8 protein-coding genes are annotated in these 15,870 nt (G+C 48.8%); 2 read left to right on the forward strand and 6 right to left on the reverse strand.

Translation table 11 applies throughout. The features are described from left to right. Positions 1 to 1,060: 1,060 nt before the first annotated feature. Complete coding sequence (locus QUB64_RS17635; protein ID WP_333269965.1) at positions 1,061 to 5,620, forward strand: PAS domain S-box protein; 4,560 nt, start codon at positions 1,061 to 1,063, stop codon at positions 5,618 to 5,620. A 412-nt stretch (positions 5,621 to 6,032) separates the two neighbouring features. Here QUB64_RS17635 and QUB64_RS17640 read toward each other — a convergent pair whose 3' ends face one another. The 5 genes from QUB64_RS17640 to QUB64_RS17660 form a co-directional block, all read right to left on the reverse strand. Beyond that, positions 6,033 to 7,034 carry an aldo/keto reductase gene (locus tag QUB64_RS17640; protein ID WP_333269968.1) on the reverse strand — a complete coding sequence of 334 codons (1,002 nt, stop codon included), beginning with the start codon at positions 7,032 to 7,034 and terminating at the stop codon, positions 6,033 to 6,035. Between the two features lie 48 nt (positions 7,035 to 7,082). Next, positions 7,083 to 8,135, reverse strand: a complete 1,053-nt coding sequence (locus tag QUB64_RS17645) for an aldo/keto reductase (protein ID WP_333269969.1) — start codon at positions 8,133 to 8,135, stop codon at positions 7,083 to 7,085. A gap of 232 nt (positions 8,136 to 8,367) precedes the next feature. Continuing rightward, positions 8,368 to 8,877, reverse strand: a complete 510-nt coding sequence (locus QUB64_RS17650; protein ID WP_333269971.1) for a DUF1993 domain-containing protein — start codon at positions 8,875 to 8,877, stop codon at positions 8,368 to 8,370. A 64-nt stretch (positions 8,878 to 8,941) separates the two neighbouring features. Continuing rightward, the gene (locus QUB64_RS17655) at positions 8,942 to 9,679 is read right to left on the reverse strand and encodes an SDR family oxidoreductase (protein ID WP_333269974.1); all 738 of its coding nucleotides are present in this window, start codon (positions 9,677 to 9,679) and stop codon (positions 8,942 to 8,944) included. Between the two features lie 70 nt (positions 9,680 to 9,749). Further along, a complete protein-coding gene (locus QUB64_RS17660) occupies positions 9,750 to 10,511 on the reverse strand; it encodes an SDR family oxidoreductase (protein ID WP_333269976.1) in 762 nt (253 codons plus the stop codon). A gap of 156 nt (positions 10,512 to 10,667) precedes the next feature. Here QUB64_RS17660 and QUB64_RS17665 point away from each other — a divergent pair, with 156 nt between their 5' ends. Beyond that, the gene (locus tag QUB64_RS17665) at positions 10,668 to 11,588 is read left to right on the forward strand and encodes an AraC family transcriptional regulator (RefSeq protein WP_333269979.1); all 921 of its coding nucleotides are present in this window, start codon (positions 10,668 to 10,670) and stop codon (positions 11,586 to 11,588) included. Positions 11,589 to 11,654: 66 nt separating this feature from the next. Here the strand turns inward: QUB64_RS17665 and QUB64_RS17670 are convergent, their stop codons facing one another. After that, positions 11,655 to 15,551, reverse strand: coding sequence for an EAL domain-containing protein (locus tag QUB64_RS17670; protein ID WP_333269981.1), 3,897 nt, complete (start codon positions 15,549 to 15,551; stop codon positions 11,655 to 11,657). Positions 15,552 to 15,870 lie beyond the last annotated feature (319 nt).

The raw sequence follows: 15,870 nt of genomic DNA on the forward strand, positions 1-15,870 counted from the left end.
TAGGGCATAGGGCATAGGGCATAGGGCATAGGGCATAGGGCATAGGGCTATCCTCACCACGCTTGAGAACCGCTATAGCGCTTCGAACTCCCATATGAGGTATGCCAAATTCTCCTGCAAGTACCAGGGAGAACACACACACAGGGAGAGCATTTTTACTCCCAGAAACCTCAGAAAGCTTAGATAAACTATCGATTACCTTTTGGCCAATTACCTTTTTTCCAATTACCAGACATACCTCATATGGGAGATCGAAAGGCTATATAGCGGTTCTCAAGCGTGGTGAGGTATGCGCGGTTTGGCCGGTTTGGCCTATGCGCGGTTTGCCCATAGCCCTATGCCCTATGCCCTATGCCCGGTTTGGCCGTCAAGTACCTCATCTTTCTGAGAAAGGCTATATATTTAACAAATAACATGGCTCGCCTAAAATAATTAGAATGCCCGGAAAAATATCTCAAATATGCGATGGCCCCAAAGGCTGTATAAAATCGAATTTAGGACTAATAAATGGAGAATTAGCGAAAACTAGAGAAAAGCCGATCGCCTAAATTAAAACAAATCTTAATAGAGGTGCTTCCAACAGGATATTCGATCGCAAAGCCAGAGAAACCATCGAGCGAGTTTGCGATCGTCATCAAAAGGTGAGAATTGCAACCGCAGGCATCGAGAAAAAATGTCAAAATTAGTCAGGACTCGGAACCCGCTCCCACAAAGAAACCGGGTTTCTCGTTTCCACTGTCGGAGCTTCCCTGACTTAATCACGTTAAGCAATCGATTTTATACGTAAGTTTTGTTACGATAATTCTCAATCATTGACAATTTATGCAGTATCAAATCACCGATCGCCCGTTCGATCGGTAAATATACCGAGTTAAGATGCTGGTTCGACCTCCCAATCTAGAAAAAATACGGAAATGTAGCAGGACTAGCTGCTAAGTGCTAGGAGAAGGAGGAGAATTTGTCCTTTGCCTTTTGAATTTACCAGGCTCAACTTGCAGAGCGCTATTGGGATGCTATGTACCTCGATACCAAACCGCAAAATAAGTAAACAAATAACAATATGTTTCATGAATATTTGTATCAAGAAGTAACCGACTTGCGCCAAAAGCTAGCTCACCTAGAAAGAGAAATGCAGTCTCAAACCTGGTTCAAAAAGCTGCAAGCGCTGATGGGAGTGATTGGCAAAATTCGCCAATCCCTAGACTTAGAAACAATATTCAAAATCACAGCCACCGAAGTCCGGCAACTCCTAAATGCCGATCGAGTCGCCGTCTACCGCTTCCTCCCCGAATCCGAGTGGAACGAGGGCGAAGTAGTATCAGAAGACGTACTGCCCCAATTCAGCCCATCCCTGGGCGCAAAAGTTCACGATCGCTGCTTCGGCGAACAATTTGCAGCCAACTACGCCAAAGGTTACGTTCAAGCAGTCAGCGACATCTACAAAGCGCGGTTGAGCCCCTGTCACCTCCGAATCCTCAAGCGATTTCAAATCCGAGCTAACTTAGTCGTACCCCTGTTACAAGGGCAACATTTGTGGGGATTGCTGTGCATTCACTCGTGCGGCCAACCCCGCGATTGGCAGCAAGATGAAATCGAGTTTGCCAAACAAGTAGGCGACCATTTAGCAGTCGCAATTTCTCAGGCCGAATTGCACTTGCAAACCCAAAGGCAATTAGCAGAAATTGAATCCGCACAGCAGAAACTCCGCGATAGCGAGCAAAAATATCACCAAATTCTTGACTCGATCGCCGATATGGTATTAGTCAAAGGCCCCCAATCGAAAATCGTCTGGGCAAATCAAGCATTCCGCGACTATTACGGCATGACTCAAGAGGAACTGCAAGGCATCGTAGACGCACCTTTCGCCGAGCCCGACAACACTCTCCAGTACATCAAAGATGACACCTTAGTATTTGAAACCGGACAGACTCTGCAAATTACCGAAGAACCTGCGACGTGTTACGACGGACAAGTACGACTGTTCAGCACAGTCAAAACACCGATCCGCAATCAAAACGGCGAAATCACGATGACTGTCGGCGTCTCGCGGGACATGACGGAACGCAAAGCAGCAGAAGAAGCCGTCAAAGCCAGCGAAGCCAAATATCGCCGTCTGGTAGAAACATCCCAAGATATGATTTGGTCTGTCGATGCAACGGGACGCTACACCTTCGTCAACCCAGCAGTTAAGTACATCTACGGTTACGAACCTGCTGAAATGCTCGGTAGACCCTTCTCTGACTTTGTGACACCAGAACAAAGCCAGAAAGATTTAGCAGTTTTCGCCCGCCTCCTGGAGGGAGAATCAGTTTTTCAGCACGAAAGCACCCAATTCGCCAAAGACGGTAGCATCAAACATTTGATGTTCAACGCGATCGCCCTGTACGATGAAACCGGAAACGCGATCGGTACCACCGGTACAGCCACCGACATTACTGCTCGTAAGCGCGCAGAAGCAGCCTTACAACAGGCAAACGCCGAACTAGAAACCAGAGTAGAAGAACGCACCGCCGAACTGCGCCAGACTTTTGCCGCCCTCACCGCTAGCGAAGCCAAGTTCCGGACGATCGCGGCCACCATCCCCGGAGCTCTGTTTCAATTTTGCAGCCGCGAGAAAGTGTGGAGTGTTGACTACATGAGCGATCGCATTGAAGATATCAGCGGCCTGACAGCAACAGAAATGATGCAAGACATCAACTGCTTCTTTTCCCGCGTCCACCCCGAAGACTTGGAAAGCTACATCGCTTCTGTCAACCAAGCCGTCGAAAATATCTGCCTGTGGCACTACGAAGGGCGGTTAATCAAGCCCGACGGCTCCATTCGCTGGTGGCAGGGCGACTCCATGCCCACCCGCAGCGAAACCGGCGAAATCGTATTTTCCGGTGTATTGCTCGACATCACCGATCGCAAAGTTGCCGAAACCGCCATCCGCGACAGCCAGCGGCAGCTCAAAGAAGCCCAGAGACTTGCCCACGTCGGCAATTGGGAACTCGACGCAGCCACCGAAATCGTTACTTGGTCGGAAGAACTCTTCCGCATCTTCGGGATCGAACCGGACTCGATCGCGCCCACCGTTGCCGAACAAGTCGCTCTGATCCATCCTGAAGATTTGGAATTGTGGGGAACCCTAGTACAGCGCGGACTCGAAACAGGTACTCCCTTTGATTTTGACTTCCGCATTTGCCGTCCCGACGGCACGCTGCGGCACCTCAACGCCTTGGGCCGCGCCGAAACCGATGCCAGGGGCAAGGTGGTAAAATTGTTCGGCACGGCGATGGATATTACCGATCGCCAAGCCGCCGAAGCAGCCCTGAGACAAGCAGCAGCCGAGTTAGAAGACAGAGTGAGCGAGCGCACGGCCGAACTTTCCCAAGCCGTCACCCAGTTAGAACAAGAAATCGGCGATCGCTTCCTGGCAGAAGCAGCGCTGCAAGGAAGCGAGCAAAACCTGCGAACCATCTTTAACAATGTCTACGACGCTATCTTCATTCAAGACTTAGAAGGCAACATTCTCGATGTCAACAATCGAGTCTTAGAAATGTACGGAGTTAGTCGCGAACAAGCAATCAAATTATCAATTACCAATGACTATTCAAGCAACGAAAATTCTCTGCAACTAATGACAGAACTTTGGGAAAAAGTTTTGTCAGGCGAAAGCACCCGTATCGAATGGAAGTCTAGGCGTCCCAAGGACGGTTCAACTTTTGATGCAGAAATTGCCCTCTCCAAAATCAATCTTAACGGCAATCTCAGCATCATTGCCAACGTGCGAGATATTAGCGATCGCAAACAGGCAGAAGCAGAACTGCAACACGCTCAAAAGTTTATGGAATCAGTGCTCAAAACCATACCCGTAGCAGTAGTTGCCAAGGAAGCCCAAGAACTGCGGTTTGTACTGTGGAACCCAGTAGCCGAAGAGTTGCTCGGTTTCAGTGCAGCAGAAGTTATGGGCAAAAATGATTACGACTTGTTCCCCACAGAACAAGCTGATGGTTTCACCGCCAAAGATCGGCAAGTTCTCAACAGCGGGCAAATTGTAGAAATCGCCGAAGAAGAGGTTCAAACAAGCCAAGGAGAATCGCGGATATTTCACACCAAGAAAACATCGATACTCCGTGCTGATGGCACACCGCAATATCTATTAGCTGTCACCGAAGATGTTACCGATCGCAAATTAGCAGAAATTGCCTTGAGACAATCGTCAGCCCAACTCAAGCAGCAAGCCGATCGAGAAAAATTGCTCAACAGTCTCACCGCTCAAATCCGCAATTCCCTCGACTTCGACAGCATTGTTACAGTCGCAGTTAAGGAAATTCGCGCTTTCCTGAAGATCGATCGCTGCAACTTTGCGTGGTATCGCGAAGACGGGGAGGAGCCTTTCTGGGAAATTATTAAAGAATCTCGCCGTAGCCAACTTCCCGATTTAAGAGGTCGCTATCTGGCTTGCGACTTAGGCCCTGTGGCCGAACAACTCTTGCATATGGAAATGGTGCGGGTGGATGATGTCGAAACAGTCGCAGATCCTGCTTGGAAACAAACCATTCGAGGGATGGGCTACCAATCTGTATTAGCCATCCCCATGCAGGCACTTTCCGGGGTAATGAGCGCAATTACCTGCTGCAACAGCAATTCTGTGCGGCCCTGGAGCGATAGCGAGGTCGAATTGTTGCAAGCGATTACAGTTCAATTGGCGATCGCCCTCAACCAAGCCGATCTTTACGCCCAAACTCGCAATAAAGCTCGCGAATTAGAGCAAACCCTGGAGCAGTTAACCAGCGCTCAATCGCAGTTAATTCAAAGCGAAAAAATGTCATCTCTCGGTCAACTCGTCGCAGGAGTTGCCCACGAAATTAACAACCCAGTTAACTTTATTTACGGCAATCTCAGCCACGCTAATGAATATACTCAAGACTTGCTGCACCTGATCGAACTTTACCAAAACCACTATCCAGATCCAGTGCCGGAAATTCAAGAGGAAGTAGAAGCGATTGAACTCGATTTTCTAATGGATGACTTACCGAAACTGCTTTCCTCAATGAAGGTGGGTGCAGACAGAATTCAGATCATCGTGGCATCTCTGCGCACTTTCTCGCGCATGGACGAAGCAGAAATGAAAGCAGTCAACATTCACGAAGGCATAGATAGCACTCTGATGATTTTGCAGCACAGGCTAAAAGCAAAACACAATAGCCCAGAAATTGAGGTGATTAAAGAATACGGTGAATTGCCGTTAATAGAATGTTATGCCGGACAGCTAAATCAAGTATTTATGAATATCTTGAGCAATGCTTTAGATGCTTTGGAAGAAAGAGACTCGCGGCTTTCTGTCGAGCAAATGCGGGAAAATCCCAGCTCGATCCGCATTTCCACTGAAATGCCAAAACCCGATCGAGTATTAATTAGGATTGCTGACAACGGCCCGGGCATGACAGAGACTGTCCGCAATCAACTTTTTAACCCATTTTTTACCACTAAACCTGTGGGGAAAGGCACTGGGATGGGCTTATCTATTAGCTATCAAATTGTTACAGACAGACACAGCGGCTCGCTGAAATGCACTTCTTCGCCGGGAAATGGTGCAGAATTTGCGATCGAGATTCCGCTCAAAGCTAATTGCTAATCTGAATGTCCGGTCAATTACCCGCAATCTGCAACAGTTCGTAGTGAGGACTTCAGTCCGCATTCAAGCAAGGACTGAAGTCCTCACTACAAACCAATTTTATTGTTAACGGTTCGTAGTGAGGACTTCAGTCCGCATTTAAGAAAGGACTGAAGTCCTCACTACAAACCAATTTTATTGTTAACGGTTCGTAGTGAGGACTTCAGTCCGCAAAAAGCAAGGACTGAAGTCCTCACTACGAACCAATTTTATTGTTAACGGTTCGTAGTGAGGACTTCAGTCCGCAAAAAGCAAGGACTGAAGTCCTCACTACGAACCAATTTTATGGTTGTCGATCGAGCTGGACACGATCTAATAATCGGTCGTCGAACTCGCTCTTCAGGCGATTTGTGATGCGGCGACTGAATGCAGCCTACGCACTTTCACTGTCTAACATCTGCATCTGAGGTTCGCCGTAGCGTGTTCCAGCGATCGCAGATGGTGAAATCACCGCTTCAATATCAGTCAAGTCTTCCGAGGATAAGTTTACCTCAAGGGCTGCCAAAGATTCCGACAATTGAGTGCGTTTGCGAGCACCAATTACTGGTACAATGTTGTTGCTTTTGGCAAGTACCCAAGCAATGGCAATTTGGGTCGGGCTAACTTTTTTCTCCGCAGCAATTTGCTTGAGTTGTTCAACTAAACGCTGGTTCTGAACCATGTTTTCACCGCTAAATCGCGGCAGGTAGGCACGGTAGTCATTGGGTGCAGTGGGGATGGAACCGCTCAGCAATCCCCGCGAGAGCACGCCATAGGCTGTCACCCCGATGCCAAGTTCTTCAAGCACCGGAAAGATTTTAGTTTCGGGGCCTCGGTCGATCAGGGAATACTCGATTTGAAGGTCACTGATCGGGTGTACCGCATGGGCGCGACGAATTGTCTCTGCACCCACCTCTGACAGCCCGATATGGCGCACATAGCCAGCTTTCACTAAATCGGCGATCGCGCCAATGGTATCCTCGATCGGCACATTGGGATCGAGGCGCGCCAGACGGTAGATGTCGATCTGCTCGACTCCCAAGCGATTCAGGCTATAGGTGGCAAAGTTTTTCACAGATGCAGGTCGCCCATCTATACCAATGAATCCGCCATCAGGCGATCGCAAACCACCGAATTTGACAGACAGCATAGCGCGATCGCGACGGTCTTTGAGCGCCCGACCAATCAGCATCTCGTTGTGTCCAGATTGATAAAAGTCGCCTGTATCCAATAAGGTGATACCGCGATCGATCGCAGCATGGATCGTGGCAATACTTTCATCATCATCCGATGAACCATACGCCCCAGACATTCCCATACATCCGAGGGCTAACGGGAAAACGGTTGGGCCGGTGGAGCCGAGTTGGCGGGGTTGAATGGTATTTTTAGTTGTCATTGTTTTTTTGAAGGATGTGATTATCGTTGGGACGCGAGGTAGAATCGCCTACCGCCAGCCCTGAACCGTCGCACCGCCGAAAATCATGCGGTTCACCTCGCTGGTGAAGATTCCGTAGGGGAAGGCGGGGTCGAGCGCACTGATCTCGTTCAGGATCTGCAACTGTTCTGGAGTCAGCCGAATCTCTAGCGAGGACAGGTTATCGTGCAGTTGTTCCAGCCTGCTGACACCCAAGATGGGCGAGGTGATGCCGGACTGTGCCGACACCCAAGCGAGGGCGACTTGCGCTGGCGGGCGATCGACCAGTTCCGCCACAGTTTTCAGGGCATCGAGCACGCGCCAGTTGCGATCGCTAAACTTCTGATTGCCGAAGGGATTACTCCCGATCAATCGTCCTTGTCCGGTGGCTCCCTCGTCCGCCTGCTGGTACTTGCCCGCGAGAAAGCCGCCAGCGAGCGGGCTCCACGGACAGATGCCGAGTCCCGCGTCGCGAGCGGCAGGCAGATGTTCGCGCTCGATGCTGCGCTCGACGAGGGAGTATTCGAGCTGCATGGCAATGGGCCCGGGAATGCTGTGCGCCGAAGCTAATGTGGCGGCTTTGGTAGCGTACCAAGCAGGCATATCCGAAAAGCCAAAGTAACGAATCTTGCCACTGCGTACCAGATCGCCGAGGGACTGTAGCACCTCTTCGACGGGCGTCACCATATCCCAGGCGTGCATCCAGTACAGGTCTATGTAGTCGGTGCGAAGTCGGCGCAGCGAGCCTTCTAGCCCACGATATATGTTCTTGCGCCCGTTGCCGCCAGCATTCGGGTTTCCCGGTTCGCCTGCGTGAAAGGTGAATTTGGTCGCCAGTACCAGTTGGTCGCGCAGACTGCGATCGGCTATGTAGCCCCCGATTAGTTCTTCGCTGCGTCCTTTCGCATACACGTCGGCGGTGTCGATGAAGTTGCCACCAGACTCGACGTAGGTGTGGAAGATGGACTCGGAGACTTCATCGGCCGAACCCCATCTGGGGGTGCCGAAAGTCATGGTGCCGAGGGCGATCGGGCTAACAATCAAGCCGGATCGTCCGAGGGTGCGGAAAGCGGTGAGACTCATAGATTTTCCTCTGATTGGCACAACAGCGGGTAATGTCAGTTAGTTGATGCTTAATTTCGATCTACCTAGAATGGACTGGCCCTCGGACGCACGATAATTTCGCTGACATCGACATCATCGGGTTGGGCGATCGCAAATACGCTCGATCGCGCGATCGCCACAACAAAAATACAAACTTTTCTAAATCCTTTTATTCCTCTTCTGGCATTTTCATCGCTGATGCTAGAACGAACTAAGAGGGTTTACCTAAGAAGTCGATTTTACCCAGCTCTACACCGTTATGGCGCAGAATGTCATAGGTAGTAGTGACATGAAAATAGACATTGGGAAGAATGAAAGAAAGCAGATAGGGCATTCCCTTAAAAGTCATGGATTCTTTTCCCATGGGTAAGACAATTTCCTTCTCCTCAGAGCCATCAATTTGAGCGGCAGTAAGCGTATTGAGATAAGCAATCGTCTGATGAATCCGCTCGATTAGTTCGGCAAAAGTAGTTTCATTATCTGCCATCGCAGGTGCATCTAATCCTGCCAATCTTGCAACACCCCTTCGTGCAATGTCAGAAGCGATTTGAACTTGCTTGCTCAACGGGAACATATCTGGATATAGACGACTAGCGATCAGCACGCTAGGTTCGATTTTTTTGGCTTCGGCATGAGCAGCACCTTTTTCAAGAATGACTGCCAGATTATTCAGCGATCGAATCAGGGATGGTACTGAGGCTTGATACATGGAAATAGTCATGGATATCTTTTCCTAAGATCGTGTCATCACTAATATTATCTCCCGCAGGGGGTCGGCTGGACGCCTAATAGGGGCTAGCCGTGGGGCGGACAATTATCTCGCTGACATCGACATCATCGGGTTGCTCGATCGCAAATACAATCGATCGCGCGATCGCATCCGCCGGAATAGAGATTTTTCTCCATTCTTTCATCCCAATTCTGGCAGTTTCATCACTGATGCTATCAGCTAGTTCCGATTCCGTCACTCCCGGAGAAATCACCGTCACCCGAATATCACCACCGACTTCTTGTCGCAACCCTTCTGATATCGCCCCCACCGCAAATTTAGTCGCACAATACACCGCAGCAGTAGGAGATACCGCGTGTCCGCCGATCGAGGAAATATTGATAATCTGCCCTGATTTTTGCGCCTTCATCACCGGCAAGACTGCGGCAATTCCGTAGAGCACGCCTTTGATGTTGACATCGATCGTGCGATCCCATTCTTCAACCTTCAGTTGGTCGAGTGTAGAAAGTGGCATCACACCAGCATTATTAATCAGGACATCCACGCGACCAAACTTATTTTGGGTAAATTGCACAATTTCTTTCAATTGACCTTGTTGTGTCACATCCAGAGTCTGGTATTGAGCCGTTCCACCCGCAGCACGAATGTCTGTAATAATTGCGTTTAGGCGATCGGTGCGACGTGCGCCCAAAACCACTATTGCGCCTCGATGAGCCAACATCCGAGCTGTAGCTTCACCAATGCCACTGCTGGCTCCTGTAATAATCACGACCTTTCCATTTACATTTGACATGGAAAACTCCTCAACAACTCATCAGTTTCTAGTAAATTCTGCCAACTTCACCTGCCAATGTCGATGTTGTCTAATAACTATCTGCCATCGCATTATTACGACCTTGAAAAATGGAATCATAATGTCCACTTTCAGCAGCGAAACGGAGATTCTTTACTTGCTCAACGCAAACCTCGGTAACTGTAGATTGAGTCTTCAGGATCTCCATCACCTCTGCAATAAACTCTTCCAAAGGCATCGCACGAGGATCGGAGGCTCCGTTCAACAAATCTGTGGCAACATAAGGAGGAACAAGTTCCAGAACTTCTGTCGTAGACTCCCGAAGCTGGTAACGCAGCGATTGCGAATACGAGTGAATGGCAGCTTTAGTTGCACAATAAGTAGGAGTTGGAGCCAATGGCACAAACGCCAGCCCAGATGAGACATTCATAATTGCAGAATATGGCTGTTTTTGCAGCAGTGGTAGCAGCGCAGCAGTAAGACGAATGGGCCCGAGCAAATTAGTGGCAATGGTAGATTCCGCATCCGCTAAGTCGTCCTGTTGAGATTGGAGTTTTTCACTCCGCATAATGCCAGCATTGTTGATTAGAACGTTTAGCTTTGGATAGTGCGTTGCCATCTCAACTGCGAAAGAACGGATGTTAGCAGGATCTTCAATATCGAGCGTCATGGCTGTCATCCCAGGATTGGCAGCAACAGTTTCGTCAAGTGGTTGCTGGCGACGACCAGCTATAATAACTTTGTTGCCAAGAGTGTGGAAAGATTCTGCAAGACCGCGACCAATTCCCGATCCACCACCTGTGATTAGGATTGTATTGCCAGTTATTTTCATGATGATGATTTATTGCTATTCGCCGATCCGGACTAATTAATAGTACGAGCAAAAACAAGAGGTTTAAATACACAGAACTCGCAGTTTATTGCCTAATCCTCCAAAGCATGGTTTATAATTCTCGGAAGAGTCTGATTAAATTAGCCAAAAACCAGCATGACGATTGAAATTCTTAACCACGATGCGATCGGCAACCAGTGTCAAGAACTCACGGCGTTACTCACCCGACACACCGACAGCAAGGGAGACGGTGTTCATAAAACAGATATAGACAAGCTGGAATTTATGCGGGGAGCTTCTGTCTGTGCCACACCACCCCTTCTCGGTGAACCTGTTCTTGGCATAGTCGTTCAGGGTAAGAAAAAAGCATTGCTGGGTGAGGAAACCTATTGTTATGGCGAGTCTCAATATATTGTGCTCTCGGTTGATTTGCCGCTGTGCGGATTTGTGGTAGAAGCAACCGCAGACAAGCCTTATTTAGGATTTAAGCTGAATCTAGATCCGCGCCAACTCTGCGATATTATTGCCGAAACCAGTCCCAGGGCGCCTAAGAAAGAAGATTCGGTTAGAGGGTTGTTCGTCAGCACCGCCGATGCACCGTTGCTCGATTGCGCGCTCAGACTGACAAAGCTGTTAGATACGCCGCAGGATATCCCTATTTTGGCACCGATCGCGATCCGCGAAATTTATTATCGTCTGTTAATGGGCGAACAAGGCGAAGCTGTCCGTCAGATGGCGACATCCGGCAGTAATATGCAGCGCATTGCCGAGGTAATACAACTCATCAAAGCAGATTTTACGCAGCCGATACGAGTTGAGGATTTAGCTGAGAAAGTTAAGATGTCTCCTTCATCCTTCTATCACCATTTCAAGCAAGTGACATCAATGAGTCCGATTCAATATCAAAAGCAATTAAGACTATTAGAAGCGCGCCGCCTGATGCTTGCCGAAAACTCTGATGCGACCAATGCTGCCTATGATGTAGGTTATGAAAGCCCGTCACAGTTCAATCGCGAATACAGGCGGTTGTTCGGCGCACCTCCGTCTCGCGATATTGCGAGGCTCAAAAGTAGTTAAGAAGCTCGATAGTACAGCGAAAGTCTTTGATACGATTGCTATTTTAAAGGTGGTATTGAACACTATTTAACTAGACTCGATCTTGCCAAGTTCGCTCAGCATTTGTGTCATCGTTAAACTGTCCAAAGGCTTAGAAAACAAATATCCCTGAGCTAATTCGCAGTCGAGTTCCCGTAGCTGTGCTAACTGTTCGGCTGTCTCCACACCTTCGGCGATCGCATTTAATCCCAAATTATGAGCCAAAGTTACGATCGCCCGCACAATCTGCAAATGCTGACCCCCGCTGTCACCGTTTTCGACAGCGCCCAACCGACTCACAAAAGATCGATCGATCTTCAGCGTATCCAGCGGAAAGCGGTGCAAGTAACTCAAAGACGAATAGCCCGTACCAAAATCGTCGATCGACAATCGAATATTTCTAGCTTTTAATTGGGCGAGCACAATATTGGCTTTAGTCACATTCTCTACGATCGCACTTTCAGTAATCTCCAATTTCAAACAGCTCGGAGCGCAGCCAGTTTCGGCCAAAATTTCATCTATATGTTCGATTAAATTCACCATTCCTAACTGTTTAGGAGAAATATTGACACTCATTGTTAATTGCAAAGGCTCGATAATTCGGCATTGGGCATCGGGCATCGGGCATCGATAATTGGGCATCGGGCATCGGGCATCGGGCATCAGGCATTGCCGAACTTCCTGCTTCCCTGTATCCGTTACATCCGTTACAGAATCCGTTGCCGAACTTCCTTCTGCCATCAACATTTCTTGCCAAAGGCGCAACTGCCGGCAAGCTTCCCGCAGCACCCAGGCTCCCAGAGGCACGATCAAGCCTGTTTCTTCAGCTACAGGAATAAAAGTAGACGGCGGCACTAGACCCCGAACCGGGTGCTGCCAGCGCACCAAAGCCTCAAAACCCTCGATCGCACCGCTGGCGAGTGAAAAAATCGGTTGGTAGTGCACAATAAAGTGCGAACATTCATCCTTACTCTTCCCTAATTCCTCCTTGCCAAAAATAGCTAACCGCAGGTCTGTTTCTAACTGCAAAAGCGAGATAGTTTGGTCGTGCATCGCCAAATTAAATACCTCGTGGCGGGCTTTACCCAAAGCTTTAGCGCGGTACATAGCAATATCAGCATCGCGCAGGAATTCTTCGGGATGGCTGTAGAAAGCACTCTGCTGGCCGTTCAACTCGTCACTTTCTACTATTCCTAACTCACCTCGACTGAAAACAATGCCAATGCTAGCGGTGGTAAATACTTCGTGTCCTTCGAGCTTAAACGGCATCGTCAGTTCTTGTTGTATCCTGTTAGCTGCTAGGGTGGCGTCGCTGAGGCTCTGAATGTGGTCTAGCAGGATGGTGAATTCGTCTCCCCCCAGCCGGGCGACGGTATCAGAAGCCCGCACGCAGGTTTGCAGCCGATGCGCCAGGGCGACTAGCAGTTTGTCTCCTAGAACGTGTCCTAAAGAATCATTAACTACTTTGAAGCGGTCTAAATCTAGGAACAGCACGGCAAATTTGTAATCTGGGGAATTTTTGGAGCGGCGGATGGCTTGTCCTAGCCTGTCGATGAACAAAACCCGGTTGGGTAAACCCGTCAGCGCATCGTGAAAAGCGCCGTGCAGCAGTTGCCGTTCTACTCGCTTGCGCTCGGTGACATCTCTGATAATAATCTGGGCGGCGGCCGAGCCTTGATAAGTAGCGGGGATGCCGGCAACTTCAACGTCTATGATTTCTCCGTCGAGCCTCATCAATTTTTCTTCGGCAAGGTCGATCGGCTGATTTTCTTCCTCGACCTGCCTCATGCGTTCTCTGGCTCTTTCCACATAGTTTGGATGAACGAAATTCAATACCGGAAAGCCGATGAGTTCTGCCGGAGAGCTGGCGCCGAGGAGTTTAGCGCCGGCGGCATTGATGTAGGCAATTTTTCCTTGACTGTGAACGGCGATCGCTTCGGGAGATAGTTCTACTAAACGGCGATAGCGTTCTTCACTTTCTTGGAGAGATACTATCAACTCGCAGCGCTCTTTTTCGGCTTGCTGGCGTTCGACTTCCATTTTGTGAACTGCCAGAAATTTACCGATACTTTGAGCCATCAATTCTATGATTTCTATTGCCTGCGATTCATTTTTTTTATGGCTGACTTGCGCACAAAAACTCAAAGTCCCATAAATTTGATCCTTGACAAATATCGGTGTTCCTATGTAGGATTCTATCTTCAAATTTTGATAGACTGGATAGTCGCCCGTTGCCAGTATTTCTTTGAGGTGAGAACACGCCATTGTTTTTTTTGATTTAATGACTGCCGCACAGTAAGTATCGCTAAGATTTAATTTTAAACCACTTTCAAAATATTTAACTTCGCTGATCGCGGAGCGAATAATAAAAGATTGATTTTCAACTTGAGCAAGGATGCCAATAGAGAGACCAAAAATTAAACAACCTGCTGTTAGATAATCATCAACCAGTTCTTGAAAATTTTGATAATGATAAGTTGTAATTCGGTGCAAGTGTTTTAGATTTGCACTAAATGTGGCTAAGTCTTGAGACTTTAAAAATAATTTTTTTTCCGATAGCTGGCGGTCTGTCACATCGGTTTGAACTCCAATAAAGTGAGTCAATTGTCGCCGCGAGTTGTATACCGGAGCCAGAGAAAGTTCGTTCCAAAAAGGCGTACCGTCTTTCCGAAAGTTACGCAATATAACTTGGCATTCTTTACCTTCGTCAATAGCATTTCGCAGCTCTTTTTCCGCAGCGGTTTTAGTGTTTTTTCCCTGTAAAAAATGGCAATTTTTTCCAATTAATTCGTCTTTTCCATAACCTGTGATCCGCTCAAAACTGGGATTGACATAAATAATTGGATGCTCTGCAACTGTGGCGTCGGCGATCGCAATGCCGTTGCTGGTACTCTCGATCGCCCGTTCCATCATTTGCAAGCGCTCTTGCGATCGAATTCGCTCGATCGCCGCGGCTAATAGATTGGCGATCGCTTCTACAAAATAAACGTCATCTTGACTGAAAACCCGCTCTTGCTTGGTGTGCACCCCCAAGACTCCCCAGACGGGCGACTCAGCAGTATTCGCTGGTTCTGCTTGTCCCCAGTTCTTTTTTGCCAGTCCCCGATTGCCGGGAACGATCGCAGTGACGCCGCTGACAGCCTGGTGGTTGTGCAGCAGCGGCGACTCGCTAAAGCGCGTTTCCACCCGCAAATCTGCGACGATCGTCGGTTCGCCCATTAGCAAGGTGTAACCTGCTTGCGATCGGCCCGAAGCCGTAACAGTAGCCCTACCGACAAGTCCGGGCTGCCAGCCCACCCCCGATCGCAGCAGAAAAGCATGACCTGATGGCAACAGTTCTAACAACTGACAATAATCAACTTCCAGCGTTTGAGCAATTAAGATTGCAGCTTTGTCCATCAGTGCGGACAAATCTGTTTCTACCAGGGCCTGCTGCCCCAAGTAAGCGACAGCCGCTTGCTGGCGGGCCCGCAAGTGGATTGACGCGAGCAATTCCTGCTCCTTGGTGGCGGCTAGCTTGCGCTCGGTAATGTCGCAGAACACCGACAGTACAGTTTTTTCCGACAGCAATGTCAAATACCGCATGGATACAGTTGCCCAAAACAGGGTGCCGTCAGCTTTTTTGAGGCGAACTTCTGTCTCGCGGACGTATCCGTTGCGGGCGAGTTCCTCCAGCAGTTCCTGGCGCTCTGCAGGCTGGTTGTAGAGCATGGAGGCCCGTTCGCGGTCGATCGACTGAAATGCTCTCAGGCCGAAAGCCTCACGGCATAAATCGTTGCTATAAAGAATGGTGCCGTCAGGGAAACTGCTGACGATCATGGGCATCGGCATCGAATTGGCGATCGTCAGCAGCAATTCTTTGGTTCCTTGCAACTCTTCGTACAAGTCTGGCTTTGCGGCACAGCCCTGACAGTCTTCACCGTTTTCAGGGATAAAACTTTCCATTTTTGAATTGATCCATTGATCGGGTAACTTTTTTTACACTTGTGGTGACTGATGATTTCAGATGCAGAGGACGATCGACAGTACCCCACAACATTAATCTTAACCAGAACAATGCAAGTCAACCGCCCAAAACTGCTCGAATCGAGTTTTAGGTAGATTGCCGGTGGAGCTCGCATCTGTCTCTGGTAAGAAAATGTACAATTTCTGAACTTGCGTTAAATTTTCATGTATAGCTGGGGACTTTGCCAAATGTGCAGTCGAAGCCCCTAATCTAAAAAGTAATGTCATCTGCCAACAACTACCCAAAACTATCCGAGGA

It is taken from the genome of Microcoleus sp. Aus8_D2, assembly GCF_036702665.1.
Classification (GTDB): domain Bacteria; phylum Cyanobacteriota; class Cyanobacteriia; order Cyanobacteriales; family Microcoleaceae; genus Microcoleus.

Coding starts and splice junctions, on each gene's coding strand:
- QUB64_RS17635 (WP_333269965.1), top strand. CDS start 1,061: ATGTTTCATGAATATTTGTATCAAGAAGTAACCGACTTGCGCCAAAAG.
- QUB64_RS17640 (WP_333269968.1), bottom strand. CDS start 7,034: ATGACAACTAAAAATACCATTCAACCCCGCCAACTCGGCTCCACCGGC.
- QUB64_RS17645 (WP_333269969.1), bottom strand. CDS start 8,135: ATGAGTCTCACCGCTTTCCGCACCCTCGGACGATCCGGCTTGATTGTT.
- QUB64_RS17650 (WP_333269971.1), bottom strand. CDS start 8,877: ATGACTATTTCCATGTATCAAGCCTCAGTACCATCCCTGATTCGATCG.
- QUB64_RS17655 (WP_333269974.1), bottom strand. CDS start 9,679: ATGTCAAATGTAAATGGAAAGGTCGTGATTATTACAGGAGCCAGCAGT.
- QUB64_RS17660 (WP_333269976.1), bottom strand. CDS start 10,511: ATGAAAATAACTGGCAATACAATCCTAATCACAGGTGGTGGATCGGGA.
- QUB64_RS17665 (WP_333269979.1), top strand. CDS start 10,668: ATGACGATTGAAATTCTTAACCACGATGCGATCGGCAACCAGTGTCAA.
- QUB64_RS17670 (WP_333269981.1), bottom strand. CDS start 15,551: ATGGAAAGTTTTATCCCTGAAAACGGTGAAGACTGTCAGGGCTGTGCC.